At 70.6% G+C, this 16,731-nt stretch carries 13 protein-coding genes; 5 read left to right on the top strand and 8 right to left on the bottom strand.

Translation table 11 applies throughout. The features are described from left to right. Nucleotides 1-216: 216 nt before the first annotated feature. Complete coding sequence (locus tag ACIBI5_RS43820; RefSeq protein ID WP_397256161.1) at nucleotides 217-1,161, bottom strand: methionine ABC transporter ATP-binding protein; 945 nt, start codon at nucleotides 1,159-1,161, stop codon at nucleotides 217-219. Between the two features lie 419 nt (nucleotides 1,162-1,580). Then, nucleotides 1,581-3,941 (bottom strand): endopeptidase La, encoded by a 2,361-nt coding sequence (gene lon, locus ACIBI5_RS43815; protein WP_397256159.1) that lies wholly within the window; start codon nucleotides 3,939-3,941, stop codon nucleotides 1,581-1,583. Between the two features lie 153 nt (nucleotides 3,942-4,094). Between lon and ACIBI5_RS43810 the strand changes: the two genes are divergently transcribed. Next, a complete protein-coding gene (locus ACIBI5_RS43810; protein ID WP_397256158.1) occupies nucleotides 4,095-5,357 on the top strand; it encodes a sensor histidine kinase in 1,263 nt (420 codons plus the stop codon). Then, a complete protein-coding gene (locus ACIBI5_RS43805) occupies nucleotides 5,354-6,013 on the top strand; it encodes a response regulator (RefSeq protein WP_397256156.1) in 660 nt (219 codons plus the stop codon). The genes ACIBI5_RS43810 and ACIBI5_RS43805 overlap by 4 nt, the downstream gene beginning before the upstream one ends. Nucleotides 6,014-6,031: 18 nt before the next feature. Here the strand turns inward: ACIBI5_RS43805 and ACIBI5_RS43800 are convergent, their stop codons facing one another. The 6 genes from ACIBI5_RS43800 to ACIBI5_RS43775 all read right to left on the bottom strand — a co-directional run bounded on the left by ACIBI5_RS43800 (nucleotide 6,032) and on the right by ACIBI5_RS43775 (nucleotide 13,739). Then, nucleotides 6,032-7,960, bottom strand: coding sequence for a hypothetical protein (locus ACIBI5_RS43800; protein ID WP_397256154.1), 1,929 nt, complete (start codon nucleotides 7,958-7,960; stop codon nucleotides 6,032-6,034). A 65-nt stretch (nucleotides 7,961-8,025) separates the two neighbouring features. After that, a complete protein-coding gene (locus ACIBI5_RS43795) occupies nucleotides 8,026-9,018 on the bottom strand; it encodes a LacI family DNA-binding transcriptional regulator (RefSeq protein ID WP_397256152.1) in 993 nt (330 codons plus the stop codon). Further along, entirely contained in the window at nucleotides 9,015-10,733 is a 1,719-nt protein-coding gene (locus tag ACIBI5_RS43790) for a glycoside hydrolase family 36 protein (protein WP_397256150.1), read from the bottom strand. The genes ACIBI5_RS43795 and ACIBI5_RS43790 overlap by 4 nt, the downstream gene beginning before the upstream one ends. Continuing rightward, nucleotides 10,730-11,539 (bottom strand): carbohydrate ABC transporter permease, encoded by an 810-nt coding sequence (locus ACIBI5_RS43785; RefSeq protein ID WP_397256149.1) that lies wholly within the window; start codon nucleotides 11,537-11,539, stop codon nucleotides 10,730-10,732. The genes ACIBI5_RS43790 and ACIBI5_RS43785 overlap by 4 nt, the downstream gene beginning before the upstream one ends. After that, on the bottom strand, nucleotides 11,536-12,411 hold the full coding sequence (locus ACIBI5_RS43780) for a carbohydrate ABC transporter permease (protein ID WP_397256147.1): 876 nt from the start codon (nucleotides 12,409-12,411) through the stop codon (nucleotides 11,536-11,538). The genes ACIBI5_RS43785 and ACIBI5_RS43780 overlap by 4 nt, the downstream gene beginning before the upstream one ends. After that, complete coding sequence (locus ACIBI5_RS43775; protein ID WP_397256145.1) at nucleotides 12,408-13,739, bottom strand: ABC transporter substrate-binding protein; 1,332 nt, start codon at nucleotides 13,737-13,739, stop codon at nucleotides 12,408-12,410. The genes ACIBI5_RS43780 and ACIBI5_RS43775 overlap by 4 nt, the downstream gene beginning before the upstream one ends. Before the next feature lie 140 nt (nucleotides 13,740-13,879). On the opposite strand from ACIBI5_RS43775, the gene ACIBI5_RS43770 reads away from it, so the two are divergent. The 3 genes from ACIBI5_RS43770 to ACIBI5_RS43760 all read left to right on the top strand — a co-directional run bounded on the left by ACIBI5_RS43770 (nucleotide 13,880) and on the right by ACIBI5_RS43760 (nucleotide 16,692). Further along, a complete protein-coding gene (locus ACIBI5_RS43770; RefSeq protein WP_397256143.1) occupies nucleotides 13,880-15,232 on the top strand; it encodes a phenylacetate--CoA ligase family protein in 1,353 nt (450 codons plus the stop codon). Between the two features lie 206 nt (nucleotides 15,233-15,438). Next, nucleotides 15,439-16,080 carry a heme oxygenase (biliverdin-producing) gene (locus ACIBI5_RS43765; protein ID WP_397256142.1) on the top strand — a complete coding sequence of 214 codons (642 nt, stop codon included), beginning with the start codon at nucleotides 15,439-15,441 and terminating at the stop codon, nucleotides 16,078-16,080. 27 nt (nucleotides 16,081-16,107) lie between these two features. Further along, nucleotides 16,108-16,692 carry a TetR/AcrR family transcriptional regulator gene (locus tag ACIBI5_RS43760; protein ID WP_397256140.1) on the top strand — a complete coding sequence of 195 codons (585 nt, stop codon included), beginning with the start codon at nucleotides 16,108-16,110 and terminating at the stop codon, nucleotides 16,690-16,692. The last annotated feature ends 39 nt before the right edge of the window (nucleotides 16,693-16,731 follow it).

The raw sequence follows: 16,731 nt of genomic DNA, 5'->3' as shown, positions 1-16,731 counted from the left end.
CGGCGGGTGACAGGGGCACGGTGGCGGGCCACGTACGCGTCGTGGCGGCGAGGGCCACGTCCGACGTGCGCGGCGCTCGGATGATCGGCGCGAGCCCACGGCGGCGGGCGGCGCCCACCTGGCCCCGCCGTAGCGGAAGAGCGGCGCCCGCCCGGACGGGCAGCGGGCGAACGGCGAGTCGTCGCAACGGACGCGCGGCAGGGGAGAGCGGGAAGATCACGAGGCCACCTCCACCAGCAGGCCCTTGTCGCGCAGGTACGAAAGCGCGGCCGGGTCGCCGGAGAGGGTGACGCGCAGGCGGCCCACGCGGGACCCGGCGAGGTCTTCGATGGCGCCGCCCAGCACGTTGATGTCGGCGTCGAACTTGCGGACGACCTCTGAGATCACCGGCTCGTCGGCGTGGCCGGTGAAGGTGAGGGTGATGTCGCCCGGTGACGGTGCGGGCAGGGGGAAGATCTCGCGGGTCAGGCGCGAGCCCGGGGTGCAGATGAGGCCGGCGATGGTGCCGGATTCCTCGATGCGGCCGCCGGCCATGATGGCCACCGAGTCGCAGACCGCCTTGACGACGTTCATCTCGTGGGTGATCAGCAGGATGGTGAGGCCGAGTTCCGTGTTGAGGCGCTTCAGGAGCCCCAGGATGGAGTCGGTGGTGGCGGGGTCCAGGGCGGAGGTGGCTTCGTCGGACAGCAGCACGGCCGGGTTGCCGGCCAGGGCTCTGGCGATGCCGACCCGCTGCTTCTGGCCGCCGGACAGCTGCCTCGGGCGGTCTGCGCCGCGGCCGCCGAGCCCGACGAGGTCGAGGAGTTCGGCGACGCGGCGTTCGCGTTCGGCCCGGGGCACGCCCATGACCTCCAGCGGGAACGCCACGTTGCCCGCGACGGTCCGCGACGACAGCAGGGCGAAGTGCTGGTGGATCATGCCGATGCGCTGGCGGGCCTGGTTGAGCTCGCGGTCGCCGAGCCGGGTCAGGTCCTGGCCGTCGACGGTGACGGTGCCGGCGTCGGGGCGTTCGAGGAGGTTGACGCAGCGCAGCAGCGTGCTCTTGCCGGCGCCGCTCTGGCCGAGCACGCCGAAGATCTCGCCCTTGCGCACGTGCAGGTCGACGCCGTCGAGCGCGGCGGTGTCCCCGTACTGCTTGCGCAGGCCGGAAGCCTGGATCACGAAATTTCCCCATCACGGATGGCGACCACGCGTGGGCGGGCCGCTGAGACGAACTCGAGCTGGAACAGGCTGGTGAGGGGGAAGGGCTAGCGCGTGCCGGGGTGGAAGGGCAGGTGGCTGAGCCTGCGCAGCACGTAGCTGGGTGGTGCGATCATGAGGAGGTACCTTCGGCGAGAACGGGCGGGCGGGTCGCTCAGCGGGCCTGACAGGCCATCGCGCGCATTCGGCGCATGCCACGACACATGACGTCGCCCATGGCGCTCATGTCTTTCGCGTATGCCTCGTTCACGCTGGTGCCAACGACCTCTTTACCGTGCCCTATTCCCCCGGCCGGTTGTGAGCTGCCTCACGGGCGTGGGACGCCAAGCTGCCCCGCCGTACCAGATCCAGCTGGTACGGCGGGGCAGGCGCGGGAGGCGTCAGGCGGCCGCGGAGGCGGCGACCTTGGCCGGGGCGAGGGCGATGTCCAGGACCTCGCGCACGTCGCCGACCGCGTGGATGGTCAGCTCGTCGCGGATCTCCTGGGGCAGATCGTCCAGGTCGGGCTCGTTGCGGGCCGGGATGAGCACCGTGGTGATGCCCGCCCGGTGCGCCGCGAGCAGCTTCTGCTTGACGCCGCCGATCGGCAGGACCCGCCCGGTGAGCGAGATCTCGCCGGTCATCGCGACGTCGTTGCGGACGAGGCGGCCGGACAGCAGCGAGGCCAGGGCGGTGGTGAGCGTGACGCCCGCCGACGGACCGTCCTTGGGGACGGCGCCGGCCGGGAAGTGCACGTGCACCGACCGGTCCTTCAGCGCGGTGACCGGCAGCTCCAGCTCCGCGCCGTGGCTGCGGAGGTAGGACAGGGCGATCCGGGCCGACTCCTTCATCACGTCCCCGAGCTGGCCGGTGAGCGTGAGCCCGGTGTCGCCGGTCTCGGGGTCGGCCAGCGACGCCTCGACGTAGAGGACGTCGCCGCCCGCTCCGGTGACCGCCAGGCCGGTGGCCACGCCGGGCACCGACGTGCGCTGCTTGGACTCCGGCAGCGACGACTCGGGCACGAACCGCGGGCGGCCGAGGTAGTCGACGAGCGCCTCGGCGCTGACGGTGACGGGGACCTCGTCCTTCGCCGCGATCTTGCGGATCACCCGGCCGACCGCGCGCTCCAGGGAGCGCACGCCCGCCTCGCGGGTGTACTCGGTGGCCAGGCGGCGCAGCGCGCCCTCCTCGAAGGAGATCTCCGCGGCCTCGAAACCGGCCTGCTTGAGCTGCTTGGGCAGCAGGTGGTCGCGGGCGATGGCGAACTTCTCGTCCTCGGTGTAGCCGTCGAGGGTGACGACCTCCATGCGGTCGAGCAGCGGCCCGGGGATGGCCTCCAGGACGTTGGCCGTGGCCAGGAAGAGCACGTCCGACAGGTCGAGCTCGACCTCGAGGTAGTGGTCGCGGAAGGTGTGGTTCTGGGCCGGGTCGAGCACTTCGAGCAGCGCCGCGGTCGGGTCGCCCCGGTAGTCGGCGCCGACCTTGTCGACCTCGTCGAGCAGGACGACGGGGTTCATCGAGCCCGCCTCCCTGATCGCGCGGACGATGCGGCCGGGCAGCGCGCCCACGTAGGTGCGCCGGTGGCCGCGGATCTCGGCCTCGTCGCGCACGCCGCCGAGGGCGACGCGGACGAACTTGCGGCCCATCGAGCGCGCGACGGACTCGCCGAGCGAGGTCTTGCCGACTCCGGGAGGACCGGCGAGGGCGAGGACGGCTCCGCTGCGGCGGCCGCCCACCACGCCGAGGCCCTTGTCCTGGCGGCGCTTGCGCACGGCCAGGTGCTCGATGATGCGGTCCTTGACGTCGTCGAGGCCGGTGTGGTCGGAGTCCAGCACCTCACGGGCGCCGTTGATGTCGTAGGTGTCGTCGGTCCTGGTGTTCCAGGGGATGTCGAGGACGGTGTCGAGCCACGTGCGGATCCAGCCGGTCTCGGGCGACTGGTCGGAGGTCCGCTCCAGCTTGTCGACCTCCTTGAGCGCGGCCTCGCGCACCTTCTCGGGCAGGTCGGCGGCCTCGACGCGGACGCGGTAGTCCTCTTCCTCGCTCTCGGCCGAGTCGCCCTTGAGCTCCCTGAGCTCCTTCTGGACGGCGGAGAGCTGCTGGCGGAGCAGGAACTCGCGTTGCTGCTTCTCCATTCCCTCCTGGACGTCCTTGCGGATCGTCTCGGCGACGTCGAGCTCGGCGAGGTGCTCGCGTGACCAGTCGACCAGCTTCGCCAGCCGGTCGGCCGGGTCGGGCGCCTCCAGCAGCTCGACCTTCTGCGCGGTGGTCAGCCACGGCGTGTAGCCGGAGCTGTCGGCCAGCACGGAGGGGTCGTCGATCTGGTTGACCTGGTCGACCACCTGCCACGCGCCGCGCTTCTGCAAGATGGTCGTGGCCAGCGCCTTGTACTCGCGGGCCAGCTCATGCGCGTGCTCGCCGGGCTCCACGCGGTCGACGCTGTCGGCCTCGACCCACAGGGCCGCGCCGGGCCCGGTGGTGCCGGTGCCCACGCGCACGCGGTTCACGCCGCGTACGACCGCCGCGGGCTCACCGCCCGGCAGTCGTCCGACCTGCTCCACCACGGCCTGCACACCGATCGCGCCATATCTGCCGTCGATCCGGGGAACGAGAAGCACCCGTGGCTTGTTGCCACCGGATGCCTGGGCCGCGTCTATCGCAGCACGCACCTCGGAGTCGGACAGGTCGAGCGGCACCACCATTCCGGGCAGGACGACCTCGTCGTCCAGCGGCAGCACCGGGAGGATCAGCTTCTCACTCATGCGAACTCCCAAGGGTTGAGTTATACCGACTCAATTCATCGGAGCCTCTGAATGTTCCCAAGCTTGCCGATGTTCGCTCACGGCGATCGTAATCATGTAAGTAGCCCTTGAGAGTGACGCCGGCTACCCGGCACCGGCCATAGGGTCGTTCAGGTGATATCCGCCCTGGTGCGGCCGCTGAAGTTCGCACTGTTCACGGGCAAAGCCGAGCCGCCTCCCTTCGCGACCCGCCGCACGCGCGTCCCCGCGCCGCGCTGGCTGACCCCCTTCACCACCCTCGACGGGGTACGGCTGGCCGAGCTGGCCCTCGCCCTCTACCTGTACGGCGTGGCCGGCTCCGACCTGTGGGACCGGCTGGACGCGCAGAAGGTGGAGGCGCCCTCGCCGCTGGTGCTCCAGATGGCCTTCCTGGCGCTCTCCCTGCCCGTGGCCCTGCGTGACCGCTGGCCGCTGGGCGCGTGGCGGGCGGCGCTGGTGACGCTGCCGGCGTACGTGTTCGTCGACCGGACGATCGACGGGTTTCCCCCTCAGGGCATCTCCTACACGTGGCCTCTGGTCCTGACGTACGTGCTGGTCCTGTACACCGTGGCCTCACGCAACACCGAGGGCGTGTCCATCGCCGTCTGGGTCGTCTCGATGGCCTTCGTCGGGGTGGTCAACACCAACGTGCTGCCCATGGCCGGGGCCGTGTTCGCGGTGCCGCTGGTGCTCGGCTACAACGTGCGGGCCCGGCGCGGGGCCTCGGCCAGGCTGGCCGAGGAGTCGCAGCTCAAGGTGGTGGCCGAGGGGGCGCAGGCCGTTCTGGAGGAAAGGGCGCGCATCGCGCGCGAGCTGCACGACGTGGTCGCGCACCACATGTCGGTGATCGCCATTCAGGCCGAGGCGGTGCCGCTCAAGGCGGCCGGGGACGCCAGGCAGTTGGAGGAGGGGCTGGCGGTGATCCGCTCGCTGTCGCTGGACGCGATCGCCCAGCTCCGGCAGGTGCTCGGCGTGCTGCGCGACGCCGACGGGCGCAAGGAGACCACGCCGCAGCCGGACCTGGAGCGGATCGACGCGCTCGTGGCCAACGCGCGGGCGGCCGGGCTGGCCGTGCTGTTCAGAAGATCGCCGCAGGTGGAGGAGGTGCCGCAGGCCGTGGGACTGTCGGCGTACAGGATCGTGCAGGAGTCGCTGAGCAACGTCATGCGGCACGCGCCGGGGGCGACCGTCTCCCTGGAGGTCGCGCGGGAGCGGGACGAACTGGTCGTACGGGTCGCCAACGGCCCCGGCGCCAGGCCCGCCGAATCCTCGGCCGGGGCCGGGCACGGGCTCGTGGGCATGCGGGAACGGGCGGTGCTGCTCGGCGGCACGCTGGAGGCGGGGCCGATCGCCGACGGCTTCGAGGTCGTCGCCCGGCTGCCCCTGGAGGCGGCGTGATCAAGGTCATGATCGCCGACGACCAGGGCATGGTGCGCACCGGCTTCACCGTCTTCCTCGGCGCCCAGAGCGACATCGAGGTGGTGGGCGAGGCGGCCGACGGCGCGCAGGCGGTCGAGCGGGCGGCGGAGCTGCGGCCCGACGTGATCCTGATGGACGTGCGCATGCCGGTGATGGACGGCCTCGAAGCAACCCGAATCATCGCTCAACGCGAGGATATTTCGGCCAGAATCCTGATCCTGACCACCTTTGATCTGGACGACTACGTCTACGAGGCCCTGCGCTCCGGTGCCAGCGGCTTCCTGCTGAAGGACGCCTCGGCCGTCCAGCTCGCCGAGGCCGTCCGTGTGGTCGCCGGCGGCGACGCCCTCCTGGCCCCCGCGGTGACCCGGCGCCTCATCCGCGAGTTCGCCCGCCTCGGCGGCCCGCGCGCCCCGTCGACCCGCCGCCTGGGCCGGCTGACCGAGCGCGAGACCGAGGTCCTCGTCCTGGTCTCGCGCGGCCTGTCCAACCAGGAGGTCGCCGCCAAGCTGGTCCTGTCGGAGCAGACGGTCAAGACACACGTGGGCCGTGTGCTGACCAAGCTCGGCCTGCGCGACCGCGCCCAGGCCATCGTCTACGCCTACGAGAGCGGCCTCGTCCGCCCGGGAGACTGACGACGGCTTCCCGGGACGTCAGCTCGCGACCGAGACCGTGACCGTCCGGCCGTCGCGGACGGGCAGGACGGCGACGGTGTGGCGGACGCCGTCGATCGTCTTCTGGACGCCCGGCACGCGGTGTCCGGCGACCGTCAGCCAGCGGTGCCCGGCCGGGAAGCGGGCCTCCCAGAACGTGAGCTCACCGGTGCGGTTGGTGAAGGTGGTCGACGTCCGGCCGTCGTGGCGGACGTCCACGGTGCCGCCGCCGACCGGTACGGCGTCCACGCGCAGCCAGGGAATGTCGCCGGGCAGGCGCGACTGGGTGGCGACCGTGCGCCTCGGGGCGTCGGGCTGGACGCCCATCAGGCCCTCGACGGTCTGGCTGACCAGGGTGAACGGAACCTCCGGATAGTCCCCGTTGAGGCCCTGGCGGTTGCTGACGTGGCGGGCGTCGCGCTGGTCGTAGACGTGCTGCATCCACTTCCAGGCGGTGTCGTTGCGGTTGTGGCGGAAGAAGGTGTCGGGCAGGTAGGTGATCGCCTCGATGTTGGCCGGCCGGTCGGGGCCCGAGGCCTGCGCGTCGACGAAGTCGAGGTAGGCGTCGTTGCGCGGGCCGGCGTCGATGATGCCCTTCATCGGCATGAACCAGCTGTTCTCCTTGCCGAAGCCGGTCAGCGGGGCGCCGTCGATCGTGTACGCGCGGACGAACTCATCCGTGCCGGGCTTCACGCTCCACGTCTGGTTGAAGTAGCGCTTGAGGTCGCGGGCGCGGGCCCCGGTCTCCATCGACAGGCGCACCTCGCGCTTGTCCAGGGCCATGTCGGCCAGCGCCCGGTAGGCCTGGTACTGGGCGCCGATGCCGTCGCCGGCCTCGGCCAGCGGCTCGCGGCTGACCTCGTTGTAGCTGGCCACGCCCTGGAAGATGCCCCTGCCGGTGCCCTCGGCGACGCCGTTCGGCTTGGCGCCGTCGTGCTGCTCGACGAAGCCGGTCGTGGCGTTGCGGTAGTAGTCCCAGAAGATCGGGTCGTCGAGGTAGGCGCGGTCGCCGGTCCAGCGGAAGGCCTGGTTGGCCTTCTCCACCAGCTCGAACGTGGCCGGCACCTCGCGCACGAAGTTCGTCGGCGACTTGTAGTCGATCGTGTGCCAGGTCCTGGCGTCGAAGTTGATCGCCCACACCGGATAGAACTTGTGCTCCGGCGTCGCGCTGGCGGCGAACGAGCGCAGCATGTTCTTGTTCTCCGCGTCGAAGCCCAGGATGTGCGCGCCGGCGAGCTGGTGGGCGAAGTCACGCGAATAGTACGCAGTGCGGTGGGCGTATCCGCCCCAGTAGGTCGGGGTGTACGGGGCTTCGCCCGGGTCGACCGGGTTGGTGGCCCCGATGTTGATGGGACCGACGACGCCGTCCTGGTGAACCCACCCGGCGGCCTTGGCCTTGGCCCAGTCGAACATCGCGACGACCTTGGGGTTGCCCGAGCTCACCCGCGGGTCGGCGGGGGCGGCCGGGGAGATCATGAGGTCGTCGGCGTTGACCCAGCCGGAGCCGGACCCGAACACGATCTCCAGGGTGTCGCCGGCGTTCAGGCTCAGGCGCGACAGGGTGTAGCGGCTGTAGACGCCGCGGGCGGGCAACGTGACGCTCGCCGCCTCGGCGCCGTTGACCTTGGCGGAGAACGTGCCGTCCGCGCCGCCGGTGGCGATCCACGCGGAGATCGAGTAGCGGCCCGCGGCCGGCACCGTGATCGACTGGCTGACGCTCTTGCCGGGGCCGGAGTCGAGGTAGATGAGCCGCGCGCCGCCGTGGGGGTTGTTGGTGGCGACGCCGGAGCCGGCGGTGAACGTCCAGCCCTCGGGGCCCTTCTCGAAGCCGGGGTTGACGATGACGAGCGGCGCCGCGGCGGAGGCGGCCTCGGCGGGGGTGACGAGAGCGGCGGCGAGGAGGGCGGAGGTTAACACGACGCGTTTCATGGGGTCTCCCGATGATCGGATGAATCGTGCGGTACTACGGAAGGAAGGAGCCGGGACGAAAGAGGTCAGGCGCGGGGCGCGGCCGTGGAGCCGCGCACGACCAGCTCGGGGTTGAACAGCAGCTCGCCCGTGGGCACCTCGCGGCCGCTCACCAGCGCGACCACGCCCCGGGCGACCTCCTTGGCCAGCCGGTCCACCGGCTGGCGGACGGTGGTCAGCGGCGGGTCTGCGAACTCCATGATCATGGAACCGTCGTGCCCGACCACGGACAGGTCGGCGGGCACCGACAGGCCCTCGCGGCGGGCTCCGCGGATCACGCCGAGCGCCATGAAGTCACTGGCCGCGACGATCGCGGTCACGCCCTGCTTGAGCAGGCTCAGCGCGGCGGACTGGCCGCCCTCGATGGTGTAGTGCTGCCGGACGATCCACCGCTCGGTCTCGGCCGCGCCGCGCCTGGCCAGCGCCGCGCGGAAGCCCTTGACCCGCCGGTCGGCGGGCTGGTTGCCGACCGGGCCCGAGGCGATGCCGATCGCGCGGTGTCCCAGCGCCCACAGGTGGTCGACGGCCAGCTCGGCCGACTGGAAGTCGTCGGTGGAGTAGACGGGCGCGTCGTGGCCCTCGAATCCGCCGTTGACGCCGACGAACGGGATGCGGCGCGCCGCCAGCACGTTGAAGGTCTCGGGGTCGGCGCCCTCGACGGTGTTGCTGGCCGACAGGAACACCACCGCCGCGACGCCGTGGTCGGCCAGCGACGTGACGAACTCGCGCTCCTGTATGCCGCCGGGCAGCGCCGGGCAGAGCACGCCCTTGAGCCCGTGGGGCGCCAGCGCCGCCTCGATCAGCTCACTGGCCTCGGAGAAGAACGGGTTCGACAGCCACGGCGTGATCACCGCGACGATCTGGCCGCGGGTGGAGCGTTCGTAGCCGAGCTCGTTCATGGCGCGCTCGACGGCCTCGCGCGTCTTGGCGGCGACCCCGGAGCGCCGGTTGATGACCCGGCTGACCGTGGCCTCACTCACGCCCGCGCGGGCGGCCAGCTCGGTGATGCCGATCTTCACGGGGTCCCCTCCAGAATCGCCAGCCCGGAGGGCGGCACGGACAGCACGCTCAGGCCTGGCTCCAGCCGGCGCCGCGCCCGCTCGATGATACGGCCGGCGGCGTCGTGGACCACGGTGGCGAACACCCCTCCCGGCCCGGCGACCTCGACGACGAGGCGCGGCGCCGCCGTACCGTTGACCAAGGTGATCTTACGGTGCCGGGCGGTGTCCAGGGCCGCCACCCGCTCGGCCGTGACGGTGACGACGCACGCGTCGCCGCGCCCGGCCCGCACGACGGGGTAGAGCTCGTCCGGGCGGCCCGGCTCGACCTCGCCGTCGAGCAGCAGCGGCCGCAGCCGCCGCCACTGCGCGAGCCAGAAGCGCAGCATCTCGCGCTGCTCCGCGCCGAGGCCGGCCAGACGCGCGGAGATCTGCGGTACGGCGTGCAGCGCCCCGATCAGCTGCCTGGCGGCGCTCGCGGGCGGCGCCGCCGGATCCCACATGAGCATGTCGGAGTGAACGGCCCCGCGCACGGCCAGCAGCCCGATGTCGATCGTGCGGACCCGGTTGGCCACGGCGTCGGCGGGGCAGTCGTCGGCGCGCAGCATGTTTCCGAAGCCCGCCATGCCCGGCCCCACGTACGGCTGGCGCAGCTCGATCAGCGCCTCGGGCCCCAGCGCCGCCCGCACCTCGGTCAGCAGGAGGCGCATGGCCTCGCCCACGTCGGCGACGTCGCCGTGGGTGGGCTTGCCGGCGTAGACCATGGCGTCGTCCAGGAAGTCGATCTTCAGCCCGTCGAGGCCGTAGTCGTGGACCAGGCGGGCGCACGTGTCCACGACATGCGCCCGCACCTCGGGGTGGCGGGGGTCGAGCACACGGGCGCCGGGCGGGCCGCTGGAGGCGGGGGCGTACTGGGCGAGCGCGTCGAAGCGGTCCGCCTCGGCCCCGAGCAGGAGGGGCGCTACCCAGAGCAGGTACTTGAGGCCGAGCGCCCGCACGCGAGCGACATGACCCTTAAGATCCGGAAATTTCGTGATATCGGGTTGCCAGTCGCCGACGCCCGGATAGCCGCGCCCGTTCCCCTTCTCCTGCCAGCCGTCGTCCACGATGACCACACCGCAACCCAGATCCGCCGCCAGCCGGGCCTCCTGCTCGACGGCCTCCTGCTCGACGGCCTGGCTGAAGCCGTACCAGGTGGAATAGACCGGCTCGCGAGCCGCGGCGGGCACCGGCGCCGGCCCTCGTCCCAGTTCGGCCCGCAGCAGCCGCATCGCCACCGCGACGCTGTCCGACCGGGGCGCGAGGTAGAGCCGGTAGGTCCCGGCGGGCGCCCGCAGATGCACCACGAACGCCTTGTTCTCCTCCGACACCCCGAACCGCATCGAACATTCGGGCACCGGATCGGCGGCGGCGAAGGCCAGCATCGTCCGTCCGGAACTGTCATAGAGGCATCCGGCCGCGGCCCCCTTGACCAGCGAGATGTCGGCCCGCCCCGCCCAGTCGGCCACGATCGTCCGGCTCCAGCGGCAGTCGGGGTGCCAGAACCCCACCGCGTCCCCAAGCGCCACCGACAGCCGGATCTCCATCTCCTGCCCGGAGTGGATCTCCAGCACCGCGGCGCCGCCGGGCAGCCGCTTCAGCTCCCGGCGCGCGGAGGCGGGCAGCACCGCCAGCCGTACGTCATCGAGCAGGTGGGCGGTGGGCGCGGGCATCAGCCCCGCCGTCGTGACGCTCACTCTTTCACAGCTCCAGCGAGAAGTCCGGACACGAAGTGTCGTTGCAGCAACAGGAACAGCACGGCCATCGGGAGGGCGGCGACGGCCGTTCCGGCGAGGATCTGGCCGTAGTCGGTCTCCGTGGCGCCCTGCAGGGAGGCGATGGCCAGCGGGATGGTGTAGGCGTCCTTGGTGCGGAGCGCGATGAGGGGCCAGGCGAAGTCGTTCCACTGGTAGAGGAACAGGTAGATGCCCAGGGCGGCCAGCGCCGGGCGCATCGGTGGCAGGACGATGCGGACGAACAGCCGCAGTTCGCCGCAGCCGTCGGCGCGACCGGCCGCCAGGAGCTCGTCCGGCAGCGCGGACATGCTCTGGCGCATCAGGAAGATCCCGAACGGCAGCGCCAGGTTCGGCAGGACGATGGCCTGGTAGGTGTTGAGCCAGTCGAGAGCCAGCATCATCTTGAACAACGGCACCAGCGTCACCTGGCTCGGGATGACCAGGCCGAGCATGAGCAGGCCGAACAGGAGTTCCCTGCCCTTGAAGGAGTACTTGGCGAAGCCGTACCCGGCCAGGGTGCAGACGGCGCCGGACAGGATCGTGTAGATCAGCGAGATCAGCAGGGAGTTGAGCACGGTCCTGCTGAAGCCGATGCCCTCTTCGAGGTTGGCGAGGTTGTCCAGGAGGTGGCCGCCGGGGAGCAGGGGTGGCGGGCTGCCGAAGATGTCGCCGGTGCTGTGGGTGCCGGCGATGGCCAGCCAGTAGAACGGCACCAGGACGACGGTGACGGTGATGAGCAGTGTCGAGGTCAGCATCACCTTTTTCACGATTTTTCACCCAGGAACTTGAACTGCACGATGCCGAGGATCGCGATGATGACCGCCAGCGCGTAGGCGATGGCCGAGGCGTAGCCGAAGTCGAAGTAGCGGAAGCCGTTCATGTAGAGGTACATGCCGAGCGTCAGGGTGGCGTTGTCGGGGCCGCCACCGGTCAGCACGTACGGCTCGTCGAACAGCTGCAGCGTGCCGATCGTCGACATGACCACCGTGAGCAGCAGCACCGGCCGCAGTCCCGGCAGCGTCACGTGCCAGAACCGGCGCCAGGCGCCCGCGCCGTCGACCGAGGCCGCGTCGTAGTGGTCCTGGGGCAGCGCCTGCAGTCTGGCCAGGTAGATGACCGCGTTGTAGCCGGTGTAGTGCCAGGTCAGCGCGAGGCCGACGGCGACGCGCGCCCACAGGGTGTCGGTGAGCCAGGGGATTTCCGGGACGCCGAACAGCCCGAGGAACCAGTTGACCAGCCCGCCCTGCGGATTGAGCAGGACCCCGAACAGGATGCCGTACGCCACCAGCCCGGTCACCATCGGCAGGAAGAAGCCCAGCCGGAAGAACGCCTTCAGCTTCAGCAGTGGCGAGTTGAACGCCACCGCCAGCGCGATCGCGATCCCCAGCATCAGCGGCACCTGCACGACCATGATGAGCGCGGTGTTGCGCAGCGCCGTCCAGAACAGCGGGTCGCCGGCCAGGCGTTCGTAGTTGGCGGCGCCGGCGAACGTCTGCAGCGCCCCGTCGGTCCTGAACAGGCTGAGCACGAACGACCAGGCGATCGGATACAGCTTGAAGATCGCGAACAGCGCGACGGCGGGCAGCACGAACAGGTACGGCGCCAGCCGCATCGGCGACCTGAGGGCGCTCGCCGTCACCGCAGCACCTTGCGGCCGGTCTGGCCGGCGATCAGGTCGGCCGCCTCCTTGAGAACCGCGGCCGGGTCGGCGCCCTTGAGCAGCACCTTCGTCTGCGCGTCGGTGACGGCCTTGAGCGCGCGCGGGTAGTCGGCGGAGTAGTTGGTGACGTAGGAGGGCTGCTTGAGCGAGTCGAGGAAGATCTCGCCCTTCTTCTGGCCGCTGAAGAACGGCGAAGCCTGGTGGAAGGCCGGGTCCTCGTAGGCGGACATGAGCGCGGGCGCGATGCCCTTGCCCTTGTAGATCGCGACCTGGTTCTCCGGGCGGGTCAGGACGAACTCGGCGAAGGCGAACGCCGCCTCGCGGTGCTTGCTGGTGCCGGTGACGGCCAGGTGGGTGGAGTTGACGACGGCCGAGGTCTTGCCGCCCCGGGTGACGGCGGGCGGGAGCCGTACCTTCCACTTGCCCTTCTCGGCCGGGACGGTCTCCTCGATGATGCCGCCGAACCAGGTGGGCATCGGCTGGACGGCCACGCCGCCCTTCTTGATCGAGCCGATCATCGCCTCCCAGCCGCCGCCGTAGTCGGCGACCAGGCCGGCGTCGTTGAGCTTCTTGATGATGGTCAGCGCGGTGACCCCGGCGGGCGAGTCGAGGGTGATGTTGCCCCGCATGTCGAAGTAGAAGGCGTCCTGGAGCTGCATGAGCGCCTGGAAGAGGTTGGCGGAGTCGGCCTGGGTGGCGGCCTTGTCGATGCCGAGGAGCTGGACGCCGGTCTTCTCCTTGAGCGTGATCCCGGCCTCGATCATCTCGTCCCAGGTCTGGACGGCCTCGACGTCGACGCCGGCCTTCTCGAACAGGTCGGCGCGGTAGTAGAAGCCGGCGGAGTTGGCCTCCCAGGGCAGGGCGTAGACCTTGCCGTCGCGGCTGACGGTCTCCCACATGCCCTGGGCGAAGCCGCCTTTGTGCCTGTCGGCGCCGAGGGGGACGAGGTCGGCGAGGCCATCCGGAAATTTCTCGATATAGGCGGGCAGGTAGTCGACGCCGATGTGCAGCACGTCGCCCAGCCCCTGCCCACCGGCGGCCAGCCCGGTCGTGATCTTGTCCCAGATGGCCGGGTTGCCGATGTCCTGGACGTCGACCTTGACGCCGGGGAACCGCTTGGTGAAGGCCGGGACCAGCTCCTTCATCATCGCCGCCGGCCCCTGCCAGCTCCACACGGTGATCTCGCCGGTCGCGGCGGTGCCGGTGGGACCCGCCTTGACCGGTTGGGCGCCACCTCCGCCGCAGGCGCTGAGCAGGGTGCCTCCGGCGGTCAGGGCGCTGAGCTGGAGGAAACGGCGACGGTCCATGGGCGGTCTCTCCTGTGGGGGGTTCGCGAGGATTGCCCGGGACGTTACCGGGGCATTTCCGCGCTTGCAATCCTTCGATGAAAACTTTCGTTTTTCTGTGACGGCTGCGCCGCAAGTCCGGCGTGGCGTACAGTCGCACCGTGGATCCGGTCCAGCTCTTCCACGACGTGGCGGACAGCGTGCCCGCCTACCGCGCCTTCCTCGCCGCGCACGGCGCCGACCCCCGCGCCACGCCGTTCCACGACCTCCCGCTGACCACCAAGGACACCTACACGCGCCGCTACCCCCTGCCCGACCTGTGCAGGCGCGGCGTGATCGGCGACATGATCGCCGTCTCCTCCGGCTCGACCGGCGAACCGTCCTTCTGGCCCCGCTCCGTCGCCGACGAGCGGGTCATCGCCGACCGCTTCGAGGAGGTGTTCGACGCCTTCGAGACCCGCTCCCGCCGTACGCTCGCCGTCGTCTGCTTCGCCCTCGGCACCTGGGTGGGCGGGCTGTTCACGCTCAACTGCGTGCGCCACCTGGCCGAGCGCGGCCACCGCGTCACCACGATCGCGCCCGGCAGCGACAAACGCGAGATCCTGCGGGTGATCCCGCCGCTGGCGCCGCACTTCGACCAGATCGTCCTGCTCGGCTACCCGCCGTTCCTGAAGGACGTGATCGACGCCGGGTCCGGCTGGCCCGCGTACCACCTCAAGCTGGTCACCGCGGGCGAGGTCTTCAGCGAGGAGTGGCGCACGCTGGTGTGCGAGCGCGCCGGCATCGCCGACCCCGTCACCTCCACCGCCAGCCTGTACGGCACCGCCGACGCGGGCGTCCTCGGCAACGAGACCCCGCTCTCCATCGAACTGCGCCGCTTCCTGTCAGGCCGTCCCGACCTGGCCAGGCGCCTGTTCGGGGAGTCCCGGCTGCCCACGCTGGTCCAGTACGACCCGTCCGTGCGCTACTTCGAGGAGCACGCGGGCACGCTGGTGTTCACCGGCGACAACGGCATCCCGCTGATCCGCTACCACATCGCCGACGAAGGCGGCCTCATCCCGTACGCCGGCATGCTCGCCTTCGCCCGGTCCCACGGCCTCACTCCGTCGGCCCGAGGCCCTGAGCACCCGTTCGCGTACGTGTTCGGCCGCAGCCACTTCACCGTGTCGTACTACGGCGCCAACATCTACCCGGAGAACATCGCCATCGGCCTGGAACAACCGGAGATCGCCGGCTCGGTCACCGGAAAATTCGTGATGGAAGTGGAAGAGGACAAGACGAGAAACCGCCACTTGATCATCACCATAGAACTCTCCCCCGGCACCCCACCCACCCCCTCCCTGTCCAGATTGGCCGCCACCTCGATCCGCACCCAGCTGAACCGCCTGAACAGCGAGTTCACCGCCTACGTCCCCCAACCCCACCAAACCCCCATAATCCGCCTACGCGAAACCGCCGACCCGACTTACTTCCCACCCGGAACCAAACACCGCTACACCCGCCCACCCCAGTAACCACCGCCCGCACACGAGACGCTCCCCCGAACCCCCGGCAAGCACACGCGGGACCCACGCGCCCTCCTCCACGCTCAGGAGTGATCTTCGCGGTTACGCGCTCCGAACAGGGTTCCCCAAAGGTTGATGACATCGTGTCAGCTTGACGGCCGCCCCACGCTTTGTGACACTGTGTCGTGAAACACCAGTCCAGTACGGGGTGAGCCGTGACGTCGTTCTCCGAGATCCTGAAGACCGCCACCTGGGCCGACCACGAGTCGGCCGAGGACGAGAGCTACCTCAAGGAGCTCATGGGCGGCCGCCTGAGCGCGGAGGAGTACGGCGAGATGATCGCCCAGCACTACTTCGCCTACCTGGCCCTCGACGGCGCGTCCAAGGCCCTGGCCGGGGACCCGGTCGCCGGCCGCTTCGTCTTCCCCGAGCTCTACCGCCAGGAAGCCCTGGAGCGCGACCTCCACACCGTCTACGGCCCCGCCTGGCGCGACCGGATCGCCCCCTCCAAGGCCACCCGCACCCTCGTGGCCAGGATCAACCAGGTCGCCGACTGGCCCTGCGGCTACATCGCCCACCACTACACCCGGTACATGGGCGACCTGTCCGGCGGCCAGTTCATCCGCATGGAGCTGCAGAAGATCTACGGCTACGCCAAGGGCGGCGGCGTCGACTTCTACATCTTCGACCAGGTGGGCAGCCTGCCCCGGTTCAAGAACGAGTACCGGACCCGCCTCGACGCGCTCGACCTCGACGATCGCGAGCAGCGGCGGGTGATCCGCGAGGTCAAACTGGCCTACCAGCTCAACACCGAGGTGCTGGCCGAACTCCTTCACACGGTCAAGGCAGCGGCTTAGGCGGCGCCGTACGCCTAACATGAGGTTATGCCCCGGATCAGCGCCGCGACCATAGGTGAGCACCGCGCCCAGACGCAGGACCGCATCCTGCAGGCGGTCTCGCGGCTGTCGCGCGTGCAGGGGATCGACGCCATCTCGATGACCGACGTCGCCGGCGAGGCCGGCATCACCCGCACGGTGCTCTACAACTACTACCCGGACAAGGCCGCGCTGCTGCTGGCCTTCACCGAGCGGGTCACCCAGTACTTTCTCGACAGCTACGAGCGTGACCTGCCCGCGGACGCCTCCCCCGCCGACCGGCTGCGCGCGTTCATCCGCCTGCAGCTGGCCGGGCTGCTGGCGCACCCGCATCCCGGCGCCGCCGACCTGAGCGCCACCCTCGGCCCCGACGCCTACCAGCAGCTGGCCGAGCACGTGGCGCCGATGCAGCGGGTGCTCGTCGAGATCCTGGAGAGCGGGGCCTTCCAGGTCACCGACGTGGAGGCGACCGCGCGGATGATCCTCGCGGTGATCGGGGCCGAGCGGGTTCCCCTGATCAGCGGCACGCTGACGCCGGAGGAGGCGGAGAAGCTGGTCTCCGGCTTCGTCCTGCGCGCGCTCGGCCAGGGCTGACGCGGAACCCGGGGGCGGCCGAGCGTTCGCGGAGCCCGG

The sequence above is a fragment of the Nonomuraea sp. NPDC050540 genome (genome assembly GCF_044457485.1).
Lineage (GTDB): Bacteria > Actinomycetota > Actinomycetes > Streptosporangiales > Streptosporangiaceae > Nonomuraea.
Note: the sequence above shows the minus strand (reverse complement) of the source record. Positions and strands in the feature narration are given on the sequence as shown.

Bases quoted from the DNA above. Each gene is read 5' to 3' on its own strand.
- ACIBI5_RS43800 (WP_397256154.1), bottom strand. From the start codon at position 7,960: ATGAAACGCGTCGTGTTAACCTCCGCCCTCCTCGCCGCCGCTCTCGTC.
- ACIBI5_RS43775 (WP_397256145.1), bottom strand. From the start codon at position 13,739: ATGGACCGTCGCCGTTTCCTCCAGCTCAGCGCCCTGACCGCCGGAGGC.
- ACIBI5_RS43760 (WP_397256140.1), top strand. From the start codon at position 16,108: ATGCCCCGGATCAGCGCCGCGACCATAGGTGAGCACCGCGCCCAGACG.
- lon (WP_397256159.1), bottom strand. From the start codon at position 3,941: ATGAGTGAGAAGCTGATCCTCCCGGTGCTGCCGCTGGACGACGAGGTC.